We start from the raw sequence: 13,845 nt of genomic DNA, 5'->3' as shown, positions 1-13,845 counted from the left end.
AAGTAGCAAATACTTCGCGATTTTACCCTTTTTGAGAGGTAAGGAAATAGACTTTTACGTTATGATTTCTCAATAAAACTGCTTACATTTTAGAAATCAAATCTTTCAGAAATGAAAAAAATCGTAGTGCTTACAGGTGCCGGGATAAGTGCAGAAAGCGGAATCAACACATTTAGAGATGCAGACGGGCTGTGGGAAGGCCATGATGTAATGGAAGTTGCCTCTCCCATGGGCTGGGAACGCAACCAGGAGCTTGTGCTCGATTTTTATAATAAACGCAGGCGGCAACTACAAACGGTAGATCCTAATCCTGCTCACAAAGCGCTTAAAGAACTCGAAAAGAATTACGAGGTGCATATTATCACCCAGAATGTAGACGACCTGCATGAGCGGGCGGGCAGCAAAAATGTGATCCACCTTCACGGAGAGCTAAAAAAGGTACGCAGCACTTTTGATGAAGACCTGGTGCTGGATTGGGAGGGGGATTTGGTGGCTGGAGATTTTTGTGAACATCAACGTCAGCTTCGGCCACACGTTGTTTGGTTTGGTGAAGCTGTACCCATGATGCAACCGGCTATACAAATCACTATGGAAGCCGATATTCTCCTAATTATTGGCACCTCCATGCAGGTGTACCCTGCTGCCGGACTTTTACATTACGCTCCCGAAGGAATTCCGGTGTATTTTATAGATCCCAAACCCGCTGTAAAAGAAACCAGGCACCTGAAGATCTTTTCAGAAAAAGCCTCGACAGGAGTTCCAAAACTGGTGAAAGAACTGTTGCAGGATTCGGAGTGAACTTAAAGAATAAATACTTTTTACGGTTGCACCTTAAAATGTATCTTTAGCCTTTAAATTTTTAACCAACACTCATGACTTCTCTTCAGGCAATATCTCCTATAGATGGCAGATATTCTTCCAAAACTCAGCAACTTGCAAACTATTTTAGCGAACAGGCCCTGATCAAATACCGGGTACGGGTAGAAATCGAATATTTTATTGCCCTGGCCGAACATGGGCTACCACAATTACAGGAAGTTGATCAATCAGTTTTTCCGGTGTTGCGTAAAATTTATTCTGAATTTTCTACTGAAGATGCCCTGGAAATAAAAAAGATAGAGAACACGACCAATCACGATGTTAAGGCAGTAGAATATTTTATTAAAAATAAATTCGATAACCTGGACCTTTCGGCTTATAAGGAATTTATCCACTTTGGCTTAACTTCCCAGGACATTAACAATACGGCCGTACCTCTTAGCATTAAAGAAGCACTCGAGGAAGTTTACAATCCGGCGCTTACGGGGCTTGTCGAAAAACTGGAACAACTGGCTACCGACTGGAAGGAAGTGCCCATGCTGGCGAGAACCCATGGCCAACCGGCCTCTCCCACCCGCCTTGGCAAAGAAATAAAGGTCTTTGTGGTGAGGCTCAAAGAACAGATCAGGTTTTTGCAGAATATTCCCAATGCAGCAAAATTTGGAGGAGCTACCGGTAACTTCAATGCCCATAAAGTGGCTTTTCCACATATCAACTGGAAAAACTTCGGAAAAGATTTTGTTGAAGGCTCCCTTGGCCTGTACTATTCTTTTCCCACTACCCAAATTGAGCATTACGACCATATGGCCTCTCTTTTTGATGCCTTGAAGCGCATCAATACCATAATTCTCGATTTAGACAAAGACGTTTGGTCTTACGTTTCGATGGATTATTTTAAACAGAAGATAAAAGAAGGAGAAGTAGGTTCTTCGGCAATGCCGCATAAAGTAAATCCTATTGATTTTGAAAACAGTGAAGGAAATTTAGGTATCGCAAATGCCCTTTTTGAGCACCTATCGGCTAAGTTGCCTGTGAGCCGTTTACAGCGAGATCTTACCGACAGTACTGTATTGCGCAATATAGGAGTGCCATTTGGCCATACCTTAATTGGTTTCGCCTCTACCCTAAAAGGACTGAATAAATTGCTGCTGAATGAGGCTAAGCTAGATGAGGATCTTGAAAAGAACTGGGCTGTGGTTGCCGAAGCCATCCAGACGATCTTGAGAAGGGAAGGTTATCCCAATCCTTACGAAGCGTTGAAAGGACTTACCAGAACCAATGAAAAGATCGATAAAGACAGTATTTCAGCATTTATTGGGCAACTGGATGTCTCTGAAGAAATTAAACAGGAGCTGCGACAAATTAGTCCGCAGAACTACACGGGAATTTAGTAGTCGGTAGTCGGTAGTCGGTAGTCGGTAAAAACTGAAAAATTCTACTGAAACTAAAATACACTTTAAAAAAAGAGGTCTCAAAAATGACATTTTTGAGACCTCTTTCCCTTTGCAGGATAAGTTTTTAATCGAGGAAGCCTTCTAATTTTGGTAATCCGGCAACATTGAGTTCTCCTTTTTCGAAAGACTTCAGGAGACGTATAAGGGCTTCAGGATTCATGTCATTTCCGGTAAGGCGTGCTATTCCGAAGCCTTTTTCATCATCGCTTCCAAATACAATCAGTTCGTCAATGGCATCTTCTTCGCCCAGGTAGTAAAGTTCAGCTTTTCGTGTGCCCCCGCCGTACCGCATAAGCTGCTGGTATTTATCAGCCTTCAGAATAGACGTTAATCGCTCTTTTTCTGCTTCATATTCTCCCTTGTTCTCTCCTTTTAATGGAAACCCAAGAATGTTCACTTTCTTAATAGTTTCCATAGTAGCCTTTTGTTCGGCGGTAAGGGCAGAATTATCACCTGTTAGTAAACTTACAGGAATGTCGAATGCCAGGTACTGGTTATCATTTTGATGCTCTACATAAAACTCCTGAAGACTGGTTTCATTGTTACAGGAAACAAACCCAAGGCATAGTAGTACCAGTATAAAAACTGAATTTTTCATCTTATTTTGTTTCTACTTTTTCGAGTTCTTCTCCTCCCGGAATCTTGAAGTCGTTGGCAAGTTTTGACACCTGCGCAAGGTTGATTTCTCCGGTAATGTTAAGGATTACCGACATGGGTTTATTCTTGTCTTCACCTTCCATGAACATAAACAACTGGCTCACGTAATCGTCATTTTTGCCGGGTTTGTAATAAAAACGCACTGTTTTGCCGTCTTCGGAAACTCTCATAAGCTCCTCCATACTGCCTTTTTTGATGTATGATGCCACATCAAGAGCCATTTGCTGCCGAATGTTCTCTTTGGTTGTTGAAAGCACTTTCATCTCCTTAAGGTTCTCAATAAGATCAATGTAAGCCTGGGTTTCAGGATCATCGGCATTAAGGTCAATTTTAGTGAGTAACTTGAACATTTTACTTGTTACCACTACCGCGTCTACTTCTTTCATGCCCTCATATTTATCAAAGGTTTGAGCTCCCGAAAGAAAGGGTAATATAAGTGCCAGTAAGGCAAGGCTGAACTTTTTCATGATTTTGATTTTTGGGTTATTTTACAATTTTATCTTTAGTATTATTAAATTCTTCTATGTAGCTAAGATCTTCGGTGCCGGCGTTCATATACAGGGACATCATCTCAAGGGCTTCCCTGGTTTTTTGCATAGCCAGTTCGGGATCTTCGTAAGTACCAAACTCGCTCACCTGGTTTTCCTGCTGTATTACAACTCCCAGGAAGATCACAATAGAAGCGGCGATTGCTACCCACGAATACACTTTTTTCCTGCCCGGCTCCAGCTTGTTTTTATGAGGTGTGTAAGCAACTTCCCTGTCAAGCTTTTCGGTCTTTGCCTGGTGAAAGTAACAGAACATGGGAATGTACTGTTGCAGGTGTGGCGCGACCTCTCCCGAACTAAAGTAGTTCTTTAGGCGGGCTTCTTCTTCTCCCGTGGTTTCGGCTTCGAAGTAGCGATCTAGCAGTTTCTCAATTATTTGCGATTCCATAGCGGTGTCTTTTAATCATTTCTTCTTTTATTTTTTTTCGGGCCCTGCTTAAAGCTACCCGTATAGCTGTCTGGTTCATTTGGGTCATTTTAGCTATCTCTTCATATTCATACTGCTCCACCTCCCTTAACTGGATGAGGATCTTTTGCTGTTCAGGTAGCTCGGCAATGATCTTCTCCACCCAGTTCAGGTCATCCTGTATCTCTACTTTGTGCTGCAGTGAAGTTTCACCACACTCGTAATTGCTGTGAACAATGCGCAGGTTATTGTTCTGTTTCAGCTTAAGTTGATCGAGACAATGGTTCCGGGTAACGGTCATGGCAAAGGCCTCTACATTGTTATAAGAACTCAATTTCTCTTTACGGCTCCAAAGCTTCAACATCACTTCCTGTGTCGCATCTTCTGCAGCCTCTTTTGAAACAAGTAGCCTTAAGGCAAGCCTGTACATCTTGTCCTGCACCGGTTTCATGAGACTTATAAAAGTATGCTGTTTCATTTTTGGTTTGGTTGGCAGGGCTTTTTTAGGGCCCTTTCCTTTACGACGACGTTGAAGGTACTTTGTTACCAATAAATATTAAAAAGTATATTTATTCGTATTACATTTAAAGTGATAAATATGGATAAAACTATGAAATCTACCCCGAAATTACTCCTCTCTTTTTTCATGTTGCTGTTTATCTATGGTTGCCATGACGACCGTGATGACGTACTTGTAGCTTCGGGCGAGCTGGAAATTAAAAATTTTATTTGGCGGGCTATGAACGATATGTATCTCTACAAGGCCGATGTTCCCAATCTTGCCGATGATCGTTTTGCCAACCAGGAAGAACTCAACGAATTCCTTAGAAGTTATTCATCTCCCGAAGAACTTTTTTATGAAGGCCTGGTAGCCGATTTTGATGATTTCAGTTTTTTGGTGCAGGATTACAGGGCTTTGGAAAAGTTGCTTGACGGCATCAATACTTCAAACGGAATGCAGTATGGCGTGGTGGCCTATCCTCCAGGCTCCCAAAACGTAGTGGGTTATGTGCGGTATGTTTTGCCCAATACTTCAGCTGAAGAGCAGGGAGTAAAGAGAGGAGATTTGTTCAACAGCATAGATGGCGTAGAACTCAACCGGGAAAATTATTCAAGACTGCTGCAACAGCAAAGTTACACTATAGGTATGGCAGAGTTCACTGAAGGTGAGATCATCGCTACAGGAGAGACCATAAACCTGCAAAAAGAAGAGTATACCACCAATCCTGTTTATATCGCCACAACCTTTGAAACAACAAATGCTACGGTAGGCTATCTCATGTACAACGGATTTACAGGCACTTTTGATGATGTTTTAAACAATACTTTTGCATACTTCAAAGCCGAAGGAGTTCAGGAATTGATTGTAGACCTGCGATATAATGGCGGGGGTTCGGTTGAGACTGCCAGCGATTTGGCCAGTATGATCACGGGACAGTTCACCGGGGAGATCTTCAGCAAAGAACAGTGGAATGAAGAATACCAGAACCTATTAGAATCTACCGCCCCCGAAAGTCTGGTCAATCTTTTTGACGACAAAATAAGAACAGGAGCAGCCATAAACAGCCTCGGACTGGGAAAGGTATATTTCATTACTACTTTACGGACTGCCTCGGCCAGCGAGCTGGTAATCAACGGACTTAAGCCCTACATCGATGTGATTCAGGTAGGGGAAAACACTACCGGAAAATTTCAGGCTTCCACTACGCTATACGATTCGCCAAACTTCCGCAGAAACGGAGCAAATACTGGGCATTCTTACGCGGTACAGCCCCTAATTTATAAGAGCCTGAACGTAAATAATGTCACCGATTATTCCGAAGGGCTTTCTCCCGATGTAGAAATAAAAGAAGATTTTACAGATCTCGGAGTATTGGGAGATCCTAACGAGCCCTTACTGGCAGCGGTGTTAAGCCTCATAGAAGGACGCACTTCCGAAATGAGTGTCAAAAATGGCATTTTTGAGGTGTTAGGAGAAAGCAGTAATTACGACCTACTTCACCAAATGATGTATATCGAAGATCCTGACCTGCCAGGCACCTCGAAAGTGGAATTTTAACATATATTTTGCATTTTTCTTTGGTACTAATCGCGATTATCTTAGTTTTAGCCACCACTAAATGTATTTTAAATGAAGAGATTATTTATGCCGCTATTCCTGCTGGGAATATTTTTCACCTCCTGCTCCAAAGATGACGATGTACAGGAAAAGGAACCCGAAATAACTCCCGATGCACGGGATTACACTGTTGACCTATTCATACATCGCGCAATGGCCGATTGGTACCTTTATGAAGCCGAAGTGCCCGAATTACAGGAAGGTTATTTCAAAAACCTTCAGGAGAAAAAAGACTTTTTTGCAGATTTTGACGAACCTGAAGAAACCTATGAAAATTTAAAAGCCTCACATGACAGGTTCAGTTTTATGTGGGATGATTATACCGAGCTGGAAAAATTGCTTTACAGCGGGATAGAAAAAACTACAGGGATGGTTTTTGCCTACGGAACTATTGGAGGTGGAAGCGATGCTTTTATAATTACAAGATATGTAGTGCCCGGTTCTCCTGCAGACCAGGCAGGGATCAAACGCGGGGATATTTTTCTTGAAGTTAACGGACAGCAACTGACTGTTGGTAATTTAGGCCAGCTTTTGTCTCAGGACAGCTTTAGCGTTTCTTATGCCGAAATTAATAACAATACGATTGGTTTAAGCGGAAAAACAGCACAGCTTACAAGTGTAGAACTGGCTGAAAATCCGGTGCACGTAGCCAAGGTTATAAAACATAACGACCTAAATGTTGGGTACCTTATGTACAACGGATTTACTTCAGATTTTGATCCGAAACTCAACGAGGCTTTTGGTTTCTTTAAAGCTGAAGGCGTTGATGAACTTGTAATTGACCTTAGGTACAACGGAGGAGGATCGGTTGAAACGGCCTCCGACCTTTCATCAATGATCACCGGTGGATTTAAAGGCGAGTTACTTGCCGAATTGATTATGAATGAGAAATGGAAAGCGATCTATGAAGCAGAAGCTCCCGAATATGTTAAATTCAGGTTCAATGACAAGATACATACCGGGGAAGACATTAACAGCCTGAACCTGGCGAGGGTTTATATAATTGCCACCCGTGGCTCTGCTTCTGCCAGTGAACTTTTGATCAATGGATTGGATCCTTATATCGAGGTGGTTCATATTGGAGATAATACTGCAGGAAAATACCAGAGTTCAAGAACCCTGTACGACTCAAGTCATATCATGTTCGCCAAAGAGAACGTTAACCCTTCACATAAATATGCCATCCAACCGCTCATTTCAAAAGTTGCAAACTCAGTAGGAAAAAGCGATTACGACAACGGTTTAACTCCCGACATCAAAGCATCAGAAGGCCTTAATTATCTTCCCCTTGGAGACCCAGAGGAACCCTTATTAAAGGTTGCTTTAAATGCCATTTCAGGAGAGACTGGCGGAGAGGCGGCAACTGCTGCACAAAAAAGAATGCTCAATGACAGGTTTAAGATTGAAGGAGAGAGCGATATGTTTCAGCCTACCTACCAAAGAATGTACACCAATGAGTTGCCTTAAAAACGCAACTAGATCTATATACATACCATAAAAAAATCCCGCAAAAGCGGGATTTTTTTATTTAAAACATATTCTGTTTTAGTCATTGAAATAAAATCCGTTAGGCCCCACTCCAACATTAATTTTCTTTACAAACTCACCGGCAGTGGTATACACCTCAATAAACCCGTTTGAAGCAAAATCACCTGCATCACCAATGTAAATCCTGCCGTCTTCTACTTCAAAACCATACATTTTTCCCCATTGAGACTCACTAGTGTACTCAATAATGGGAGCAGAAGGACTGGTTGTAGCCCCAACTGCCATTGCATAAACTGCATTGTCTAAAGTAAAATAAACTGTACCGTCTTCAACCTCTAAATTAGACGCTCCCTGTAGGTAATCAGTTAATACAACTTCCGATACTTTTTGCCCTGTTGTAAGATCAATAGTTTCAATGCTTCCTGTGCCCAGCACGTAGAGATAATCATTCTCGATCTCCATATCTTTAAGTCCGTCATATACCTGGATGGTCTTTACTACATCTTTGGTAGCTGAATTTATTACAGTTATAGTATTACCCACTCCATAAGAAGAATTCTGAACATAAACGAAATCATCTTCAGCTATAATTTTTGAAGCAGGACCGTCAATTTCTATGGTACCGGTAACCTCTAAAGTTTTAAGGTCTACCAATGCAATATAATCATCATTAGGTGCATCTATTACTTCAGCCAAATTTGTTACGTAAGCTGTTTCACCAACTACTGCTGCATAATAAGGAACTTTAAGACCACTGTCTACCTTTCCAACAACTTCAAAGGTGTTACGGTCTACCGCGGTGATAAGATTTGAACCATTAGAAATTATGTAAGCATTGTCTTCGTGGAAAAACATTGATTGTAGAAACATTCCCAGGTCGTCATTATTGTTTGCCTGGTAAATTTCGTTCTCTACAGTTTCCATATCATCACTAATATATGTTACTGTACCCGCAGCCTGTGCGCCTTCATTAAGCACAAAAAGACCTTCGGAATAAACTCCGACTTCTGGTTCGGGTTGTGGATCTACATTGTCATCATCGCTGCTACACGAGTTGAAAAATAATCCTCCAAGGAGTCCAAATAAAAATAGTTTGCTAAGCTTCATAAATTAAAAATTAAGATTTAAATAAATATTGAAATTGACGCCAGGCATCCAGCGGTCTTCTACGTTTTGATAAGCCTCATCAAAAATATTTCTCACCCGAGCTCCCAACCTGTAGGACTTTTCCTGGCCAAAAGCATAAGAAGTAGAAATATTTGAAATTGTGTAGGCGTCAAGATTGTAATTTGGATCATTGTCCGATCGTGTAAATACCTCTCCATTAAAGAGCAACTGGTAATCAAAATTCCACCTGCCATAAGCATAGCCGGCGCTGCCCGTTACTTTGTGATAAGGGACATAGATCAATTGCTTGCTGGTCTTTTGATTTTCAGATACCGTGTAAGAGTATATTCCTTTAAGCCTTAAAAATCCGTTACCAATATGCTTCTCCCAACCTAAAAGACCTTCCAATCCGTAAGAGCGTACTTCATCTTCGTTCTGCGGCCGCCAAATTCCGCCACTTGCCGGGAGCCACCTTATCATATCTTTTATATCTATATAGTAAGCAGTAAGATCCAGATCAAAATTTTGCCATCTAAAACTGTTACCTATTTCTCCCTGGAGCGAAGTTTCTGGTTTTAAATCGGGATTTCCCCCGGGATTCCAGTAAAGGTCATTATAAGTAGGGATCTTAAAATTTTTGGAAGCATTCAGCTTCAGTGCGTAGAAGGATGAAAACTCGTATTTTGCTCCTGCGGAAAAGAGCACGGGGCTCTCATAATTATTTGTCAGTTCCTTCCGAAGCCCTGCCTCATACGAGAATCTTTGGGTTGCGTGATGCTTCAGAAGTAATGCTGCGGAAAAAATATTCCTGCTGTTGTCATCAATCCCGGAGCCCTCGCCACTGGTGTGGGTATTTGAAAGCACCGAAGCTAATTTAACATCTTTAAAACCAGTGTATTCCAGGTCATTGCGGGCTATAAAAGTCTCTGCCTGCCCAAACGAATACTTGTCGGAAGACAGATTCTCATAATACCTGAAGCTTTCATCTAAAAATGCCAGTTTGGTAGTAGACTTAAAATGTGAGATCCCTGTCTCCCACTCCAGTAAATTCCTGCTATTAATATCCCTGTATTTTGTAGGAGTTTCTGAAGGTCTTATGAGTGAAAAGTGCCTGCCTGCATGAGAAAAACTACTAAAGGCCCGTAAATAATTTTTAGGAGCGATCTTATATGCCAGCCCCACATCAAGCGTATTATTGAAAAATTGCCCATTCAGGTTTTCACCATTGTCGGGATATTCATAATCATTGTCTGAACTGTTTCTTGCTCCCGCTATAGATAAACTCCACTGCTCGCCCGAAGCTTCCGTTTTATATCTCGCATCTACAGTGTTATAGCTGCCATACTGAAGAAAAAGTTCATTTTTAAAGCCCTGGTTAAAGTGAAGCCGATTATTGAGGTGAACAGTACCGCCAATGGCGCCCGTACCATAAACCACACTTCCGCCACCGCCGCGTACAGTAATCTCGTCTATGCCTACTGTACTAATTATATTGAAGTTGACCTGCCCGTTAAATTGAGAATTAATATTGATCCCGTTCCACAAAACTGCGGTTTGCGACGCTGTGGTGCCGCGGAAAGAAGGCGAAGAAACCATCCCCAGTCCATTCTCCTTAAAATAAATGGGAGAGTTGAACTCCAAGACCTCTCCTAGCGCAGAACGGCTGAGTTTACTAACAGAATCATCAATTTTGATAAGGGTTTGGCCGGTTGAAAACTCTCGAAGTTTAACATCGCTTACAAATACCTCTTCGAGATAATTGATAGAGTCCAGTTGGGCAAAAGAGGCTGTCCAATTTAGCAGGGCCAGGAATAGAAGGTAGAAAGTGCTTTTTTTCATCATCCGCAGGCTTTTTTCCCGAAAGCCAAAGGTTTTTAATTAATGAAAAATGGCAGGTCTCCTGGCTCGCGTCCTTTTTGTTAACCTTCCCATCCTAAAATCAGGACAGTGGTATGAAGCGTACAAAAGGCATTCCGACGCATCGGAACTAAGCTTACAGTTGCGGGAACAGCTCAGGCTTGTTTGAAGTTAGAGTTTAGAAGTTAGAAATACGAAGTAATTCTTGCTTCAACTCTCTTCGGAAGTTAGTGTCAAATTTCGTACTTCGTACTTCTAACTTCCCCTGATTCCCTTTTAATCGATGTCTTTACTTTCTGAATTTTTTTCAGAAAACAATCGAACCAAAATTCAAAGCGAAAGTAAACATTTTAGGGCTTTTTACTTCAAAAATTTTAAATAATCTTACTTTTGAAGTGCCAATGAAAAATACCCTCTACACATACAGCCTGTTACTTCTTATCATCTGCTTTGGATGTAAATCTGACAAAAAGGAAAAAGCCCCGCTCTTATCAAAGCAGGGAAAAGAAGTCGAAATACAATATGCCTCGGGTCTCAAAATCACCGATTTTGGAGATCATAAGATCATTACTGTAGAAAACCCGTGGCCCAATGCCGACAGGACCTATAGATACCTGCTGGCAGAAGAAGGAGCGACCGTACCACAGGATGTAGAATTTGATCAACGGATTCAAATTCCGGTAAAAAACATAGTGGTTACTTCCACAACCCATATTCCGGCGCTTGAGGTACTAAATTCCGAAGAACTGCTCGTGGGCTTTCCCGGTCTGGATTATATTTCTTCTGAAAAAACCCGCAAGCGCATTGATGCTGGCAAAATCAAGGAAATAGGTAAGAACGAAGCCCTTAATACCGAAAGCCTGCTTAACCTCCAGCCCGATGTAGTCATTGGTTTTTCGGTAGATGGCAGCAACAAGAGCCTTGACCTGCTCCAAAAAACCGGAATCCCGGTGGTGTTCAACGCCGACTGGACAGAGCATACCCCTTTAGGAAAAGCCGAATGGATCAAGTTCTTTGGCGCCTTTCTGGGAAAAATGAATGAAGCAAATGCCTTTTTTGAAGAGGTAGAAGAAGAGTATCTCAGCGCCAAAGAACTGGCCAAAAAGGCCAAAAACAAACCCGATGTGGTTGCCGGTGCCATGTACCAGGACCAGTGGTACCTGCCCGCGGGTAACTCCTGGCAGGCAATTTTTATAGAAGATGCCCATGCCAATTACCTTTTTAAAGAGACAGAAGGCACAGGCAGCCTTTCCCTTTCTTTTGAAAATATACTAACACAGGCCGCACATGCCGATTTTTGGATGGGGCCCGGCCAGTTCACAGCTTATACCCAAATGCTACAGGCGTCTCCCCACTATGCAAGGTTTGAAGCTTTTGAGAACAGGAATATCTATACTTTTGCCAGTGAAAAAGGGAGTACCGGCGGGGTGATTTTCTATGAACTCGCTCCTTTGCGGCCCGATTTGGTTTTGAAAGACATGATCTCTGTTTTTCACCCCCAGCTGCTCCCCAACTATACCTCCACTTTTTATAAACCCCTGGAATAGTTGCAAAATACACGTGCCTATACTATCGTTTTATTTCTCTTGTTGGGAGCAACAGTAGCGGCATGGCTTTTAAATATTAGCCTTGGATCGGTAAATATTCCTTTTGAAGAAGTGCTGGCAGTACTTTTTTCTTCGGAAGCAGACAGTACCAACTGGCATTACATTATCATGGAATACCGCCTGCCAAAATCTTTTACCTCCATTTTAGTAGGTTCAGGCCTTGCGGTGAGCGGGATGCTGATGCAAACGCTTTTCAGGAACCCTTTAGCCGGGCCGTATGTGCTGGGATTGAGCAGCGGCGCCAGCCTGGGCGTAGCTCTTGTACTCATGGGCGCTACTATCTTTGGAGGTGTGGCAGGAGGCATTGTTTTCTCCCAATGGGGCGTGGTAATTGCGTCCAGCCTGGGGAGTTTACTCGTGCTTATGGCGGTAATGCTGGCATCGGTCAAGCTAAAAGATACCATGGCCATTCTCATTATTGGGCTCATGTTTGCGAGCCTAACCTCGGCGGTGGTAAGCGTACTGGCATATTTTAGTCCGGCAGCACAGCTGCAGCAGTATGTTTTTTGGTCCTACGGAAGTGTGGGTGATCTCAGTTGGAACGAACTGGGTATTCTTAGCCTTTTCTGGTTATTTGGGGTGATGATTGCCCTCTTCAGCATAAAAAATCTCAACTCCCTGCTTTTAGGAGAGCAATACGCCCGAAGTCTGGGAATGAACATTGGCCGTAATCGTACCGTGCTCATCATTTCCACCAGTATTTTGGCGGGCAGCATTACCGCTTTTGCAGGCCCCGTGGCCTTTGTGGGTATGGCAGTGCCCCACCTTATTAGACAGGTAATACCGGTGAACGATCACCGTATTTTATTGCCGGCAGTGATCTTTGGCGGTGCCATTCTCATGTTACTTTGCGACACCGTGGCGCAAATGCCCGGCAGCGACTATACTTTACCCATAAATGCAGTAACTTCACTGGTAGGTGCCCCCGTGGTGATTTGGCTCCTGGTAAGAAAAAGAAAATTCCTCTTCTAAAGATTCGGAACATAGAAGCAGAAAAGAAACATATCATCCTTAAAACTGAAAACCTTAGCATAGGTTACAGGAAGAAACAACTGGAAAAAGTAGTTGCTTCAGGAATTAATATTGAAGTTACCGAAGGTGAACTGGTGGCTGTGATAGGTATAAATGGCGTAGGGAAATCGACATTTTTGAGAACCGTAAGCGGTATTCAGCCAGAGCTCTCAGGACACATCGAGATCAACGGAGTGAACAGGAAGAACATTTCTTCGGAAAGACTGGCAACCATGATTAGCCTGGTGCTCACCGAACAGCCCCTGTCAAAAAACCTTGGCGTAGCCGAACTGGTGGCGCTTGGAAGACAACCTTACACCAACTGGATAGGAAAACTTAGCCCCGGCGACAGAAAAATAGTAAAAGACGCACTGGCCCTGGTTAAGATTGAAGAAATACAGGAAAAGAAATGCCATGAGCTAAGTGACGGACAGTTACAAAAAGTGCTTATTTCTCGTGCCCTGGCACAGAATACGCCGCTGATGATCCTCGATGAACCCACTTCCCATCTCGACATGTACCACAAGGCACAGGTGCTTAAACTTTTAAAAGACCTAAGCCTGCGCACAAGAAAAGCGGTGATCTTTGCAACCCATGAAATCAATCTTGCGCTGCAATTATGCGATAAGATTATTTTGATGAAGCCAAATGAGGTAGTACAGGATACGCCTCAACAGCTTATCCAAAAAGGGCATTTTGAGAGCATCTTTCCATCAGACCTCATTGTTTTTGATGCCGCTACCGAATCTTTCAGAATAAAAACCTGAAAATA

General features: G+C 42.6%; 13 protein-coding genes and 1 riboswitch. Of the genes, 7 read left to right on the top strand and 6 right to left on the bottom strand.

The features are described 5' to 3' along the window. Nucleotides 1–111 precede the first annotated feature (111 nt). The gene (locus VS868_RS11520) at nucleotides 112–798 is read left to right on the top strand and encodes an NAD-dependent deacylase (RefSeq protein ID WP_345597619.1); all 687 of its coding nucleotides are present in this window, start codon (nucleotides 112–114) and stop codon (nucleotides 796–798) included. Between the two features lie 74 nt (nucleotides 799–872). Beyond that, nucleotides 873–2,210 carry an adenylosuccinate lyase gene (purB, locus tag VS868_RS11515; protein ID WP_345597617.1) on the top strand — a complete coding sequence of 446 codons (1,338 nt, stop codon included), beginning with the start codon at nucleotides 873–875 and terminating at the stop codon, nucleotides 2,208–2,210. A 127-nt stretch (nucleotides 2,211–2,337) separates the two neighbouring features. On the opposite strand, the gene VS868_RS11510 is transcribed toward purB, so the two are convergent. Genes VS868_RS11510 through VS868_RS11495 form a run of 4 tightly spaced genes read right to left on the bottom strand, consistent with a single transcriptional unit; the run spans nucleotide 2,338 to nucleotide 4,362 of the window. After that, on the bottom strand, nucleotides 2,338–2,871 hold the full coding sequence (locus VS868_RS11510) for a DUF4252 domain-containing protein (protein WP_266067731.1): 534 nt from the start codon (nucleotides 2,869–2,871) through the stop codon (nucleotides 2,338–2,340). A 1-nt stretch (nucleotide 2,872) separates the two neighbouring features. After that, on the bottom strand, nucleotides 2,873–3,397 hold the full coding sequence (locus tag VS868_RS11505; RefSeq protein ID WP_266067732.1) for a DUF4252 domain-containing protein: 525 nt from the start codon (nucleotides 3,395–3,397) through the stop codon (nucleotides 2,873–2,875). A gap of 16 nt (nucleotides 3,398–3,413) precedes the next feature. After that, nucleotides 3,414–3,866 (bottom strand): hypothetical protein, encoded by a 453-nt coding sequence (locus VS868_RS11500; protein WP_345597614.1) that lies wholly within the window; start codon nucleotides 3,864–3,866, stop codon nucleotides 3,414–3,416. Then, entirely contained in the window at nucleotides 3,847–4,362 is a 516-nt protein-coding gene (locus tag VS868_RS11495; RefSeq protein ID WP_266067734.1) for an RNA polymerase sigma factor, read from the bottom strand. The genes VS868_RS11500 and VS868_RS11495 overlap by 20 nt, the downstream gene beginning before the upstream one ends. A gap of 120 nt (nucleotides 4,363–4,482) precedes the next feature. Here VS868_RS11495 and VS868_RS11490 point away from each other — a divergent pair, with 120 nt between their 5' ends. Both VS868_RS11490 and VS868_RS11485 read left to right on the top strand, forming a co-directional pair. Then, nucleotides 4,483–5,943 (top strand): S41 family peptidase, encoded by a 1,461-nt coding sequence (locus VS868_RS11490; protein ID WP_345597611.1) that lies wholly within the window; start codon nucleotides 4,483–4,485, stop codon nucleotides 5,941–5,943. A 72-nt stretch (nucleotides 5,944–6,015) separates the two neighbouring features. Further along, nucleotides 6,016–7,470 carry a S41 family peptidase gene (locus VS868_RS11485; RefSeq protein ID WP_345597609.1) on the top strand — a complete coding sequence of 485 codons (1,455 nt, stop codon included), beginning with the start codon at nucleotides 6,016–6,018 and terminating at the stop codon, nucleotides 7,468–7,470. Between the two features lie 78 nt (nucleotides 7,471–7,548). On the opposite strand, the gene VS868_RS11480 is transcribed toward VS868_RS11485, so the two are convergent. Together VS868_RS11480 and VS868_RS11475 are read right to left on the bottom strand one after the other, a co-directional pair. Next, nucleotides 7,549–8,598 carry a DUF5074 domain-containing protein gene (locus tag VS868_RS11480; protein ID WP_345597607.1) on the bottom strand — a complete coding sequence of 350 codons (1,050 nt, stop codon included), beginning with the start codon at nucleotides 8,596–8,598 and terminating at the stop codon, nucleotides 7,549–7,551. Between the two features lie 3 nt (nucleotides 8,599–8,601). Next, the gene (locus VS868_RS11475) at nucleotides 8,602–10,440 is read right to left on the bottom strand and encodes a TonB-dependent receptor (protein WP_345597605.1); all 1,839 of its coding nucleotides are present in this window, start codon (nucleotides 10,438–10,440) and stop codon (nucleotides 8,602–8,604) included. 30 nt (nucleotides 10,441–10,470) lie between these two features. Continuing rightward, nucleotides 10,471–10,798, bottom strand: a riboswitch (cobalamin riboswitch). A 58-nt stretch (nucleotides 10,799–10,856) separates the two neighbouring features. Between VS868_RS11475 and VS868_RS11470 the strand changes: the two genes are divergently transcribed. The 3 genes from VS868_RS11470 to VS868_RS11460 are packed head-to-tail and all read left to right on the top strand — an operon-like array spanning nucleotide 10,857 to nucleotide 13,840. Then, on the top strand, nucleotides 10,857–12,002 hold the full coding sequence (locus VS868_RS11470) for an ABC transporter substrate-binding protein (RefSeq protein ID WP_345597603.1): 1,146 nt from the start codon (nucleotides 10,857–10,859) through the stop codon (nucleotides 12,000–12,002). Continuing rightward, entirely contained in the window at nucleotides 12,003–13,034 is a 1,032-nt protein-coding gene (locus VS868_RS11465; protein WP_345597601.1) for an iron ABC transporter permease, read from the top strand. Further along, nucleotides 12,998–13,840 (top strand): ABC transporter ATP-binding protein, encoded by an 843-nt coding sequence (locus tag VS868_RS11460; RefSeq protein WP_345597599.1) that lies wholly within the window; start codon nucleotides 12,998–13,000, stop codon nucleotides 13,838–13,840. The genes VS868_RS11465 and VS868_RS11460 overlap by 37 nt, the downstream gene beginning before the upstream one ends. Nucleotides 13,841–13,845: the final 5 nt, after the last annotated feature.

It is taken from the genome of Salinimicrobium sp. 3283s (assembly GCF_039602225.1).
Taxonomy (GTDB): domain Bacteria; phylum Bacteroidota; class Bacteroidia; order Flavobacteriales; family Flavobacteriaceae; genus Salinimicrobium; species Salinimicrobium profundisediminis.
The sequence above is the reverse complement of the archived record's forward strand: the minus strand, read 5'-3'. Positions and strand labels throughout refer to the sequence as shown.

Bases quoted from the DNA above. Each gene is read 5' to 3' on its own strand.
- VS868_RS11520 (WP_345597619.1), top strand. From the start codon at position 112: ATGAAAAAAATCGTAGTGCTTACAGGTGCCGGGATAAGTGCAGAAAGC.
- purB (WP_345597617.1), top strand. From the start codon at position 873: ATGACTTCTCTTCAGGCAATATCTCCTATAGATGGCAGATATTCTTCC.
- VS868_RS11510 (WP_266067731.1), bottom strand. From the start codon at position 2,871: ATGAAAAATTCAGTTTTTATACTGGTACTACTATGCCTTGGGTTTGTT.
- VS868_RS11505 (WP_266067732.1), bottom strand. From the start codon at position 3,397: ATGAAAAAGTTCAGCCTTGCCTTACTGGCACTTATATTACCCTTTCTT.
- VS868_RS11500 (WP_345597614.1), bottom strand. From the start codon at position 3,866: ATGGAATCGCAAATAATTGAGAAACTGCTAGATCGCTACTTCGAAGCC.
- VS868_RS11495 (WP_266067734.1), bottom strand. From the start codon at position 4,362: ATGAAACAGCATACTTTTATAAGTCTCATGAAACCGGTGCAGGACAAG.
- VS868_RS11490 (WP_345597611.1), top strand. From the start codon at position 4,483: ATGGATAAAACTATGAAATCTACCCCGAAATTACTCCTCTCTTTTTTC.
- VS868_RS11485 (WP_345597609.1), top strand. From the start codon at position 6,016: ATGAAGAGATTATTTATGCCGCTATTCCTGCTGGGAATATTTTTCACC.
- VS868_RS11480 (WP_345597607.1), bottom strand. From the start codon at position 8,598: ATGAAGCTTAGCAAACTATTTTTATTTGGACTCCTTGGAGGATTATTT.
- VS868_RS11475 (WP_345597605.1), bottom strand. From the start codon at position 10,440: ATGATGAAAAAAAGCACTTTCTACCTTCTATTCCTGGCCCTGCTAAAT.
- VS868_RS11470 (WP_345597603.1), top strand. From the start codon at position 10,857: ATGAAAAATACCCTCTACACATACAGCCTGTTACTTCTTATCATCTGC.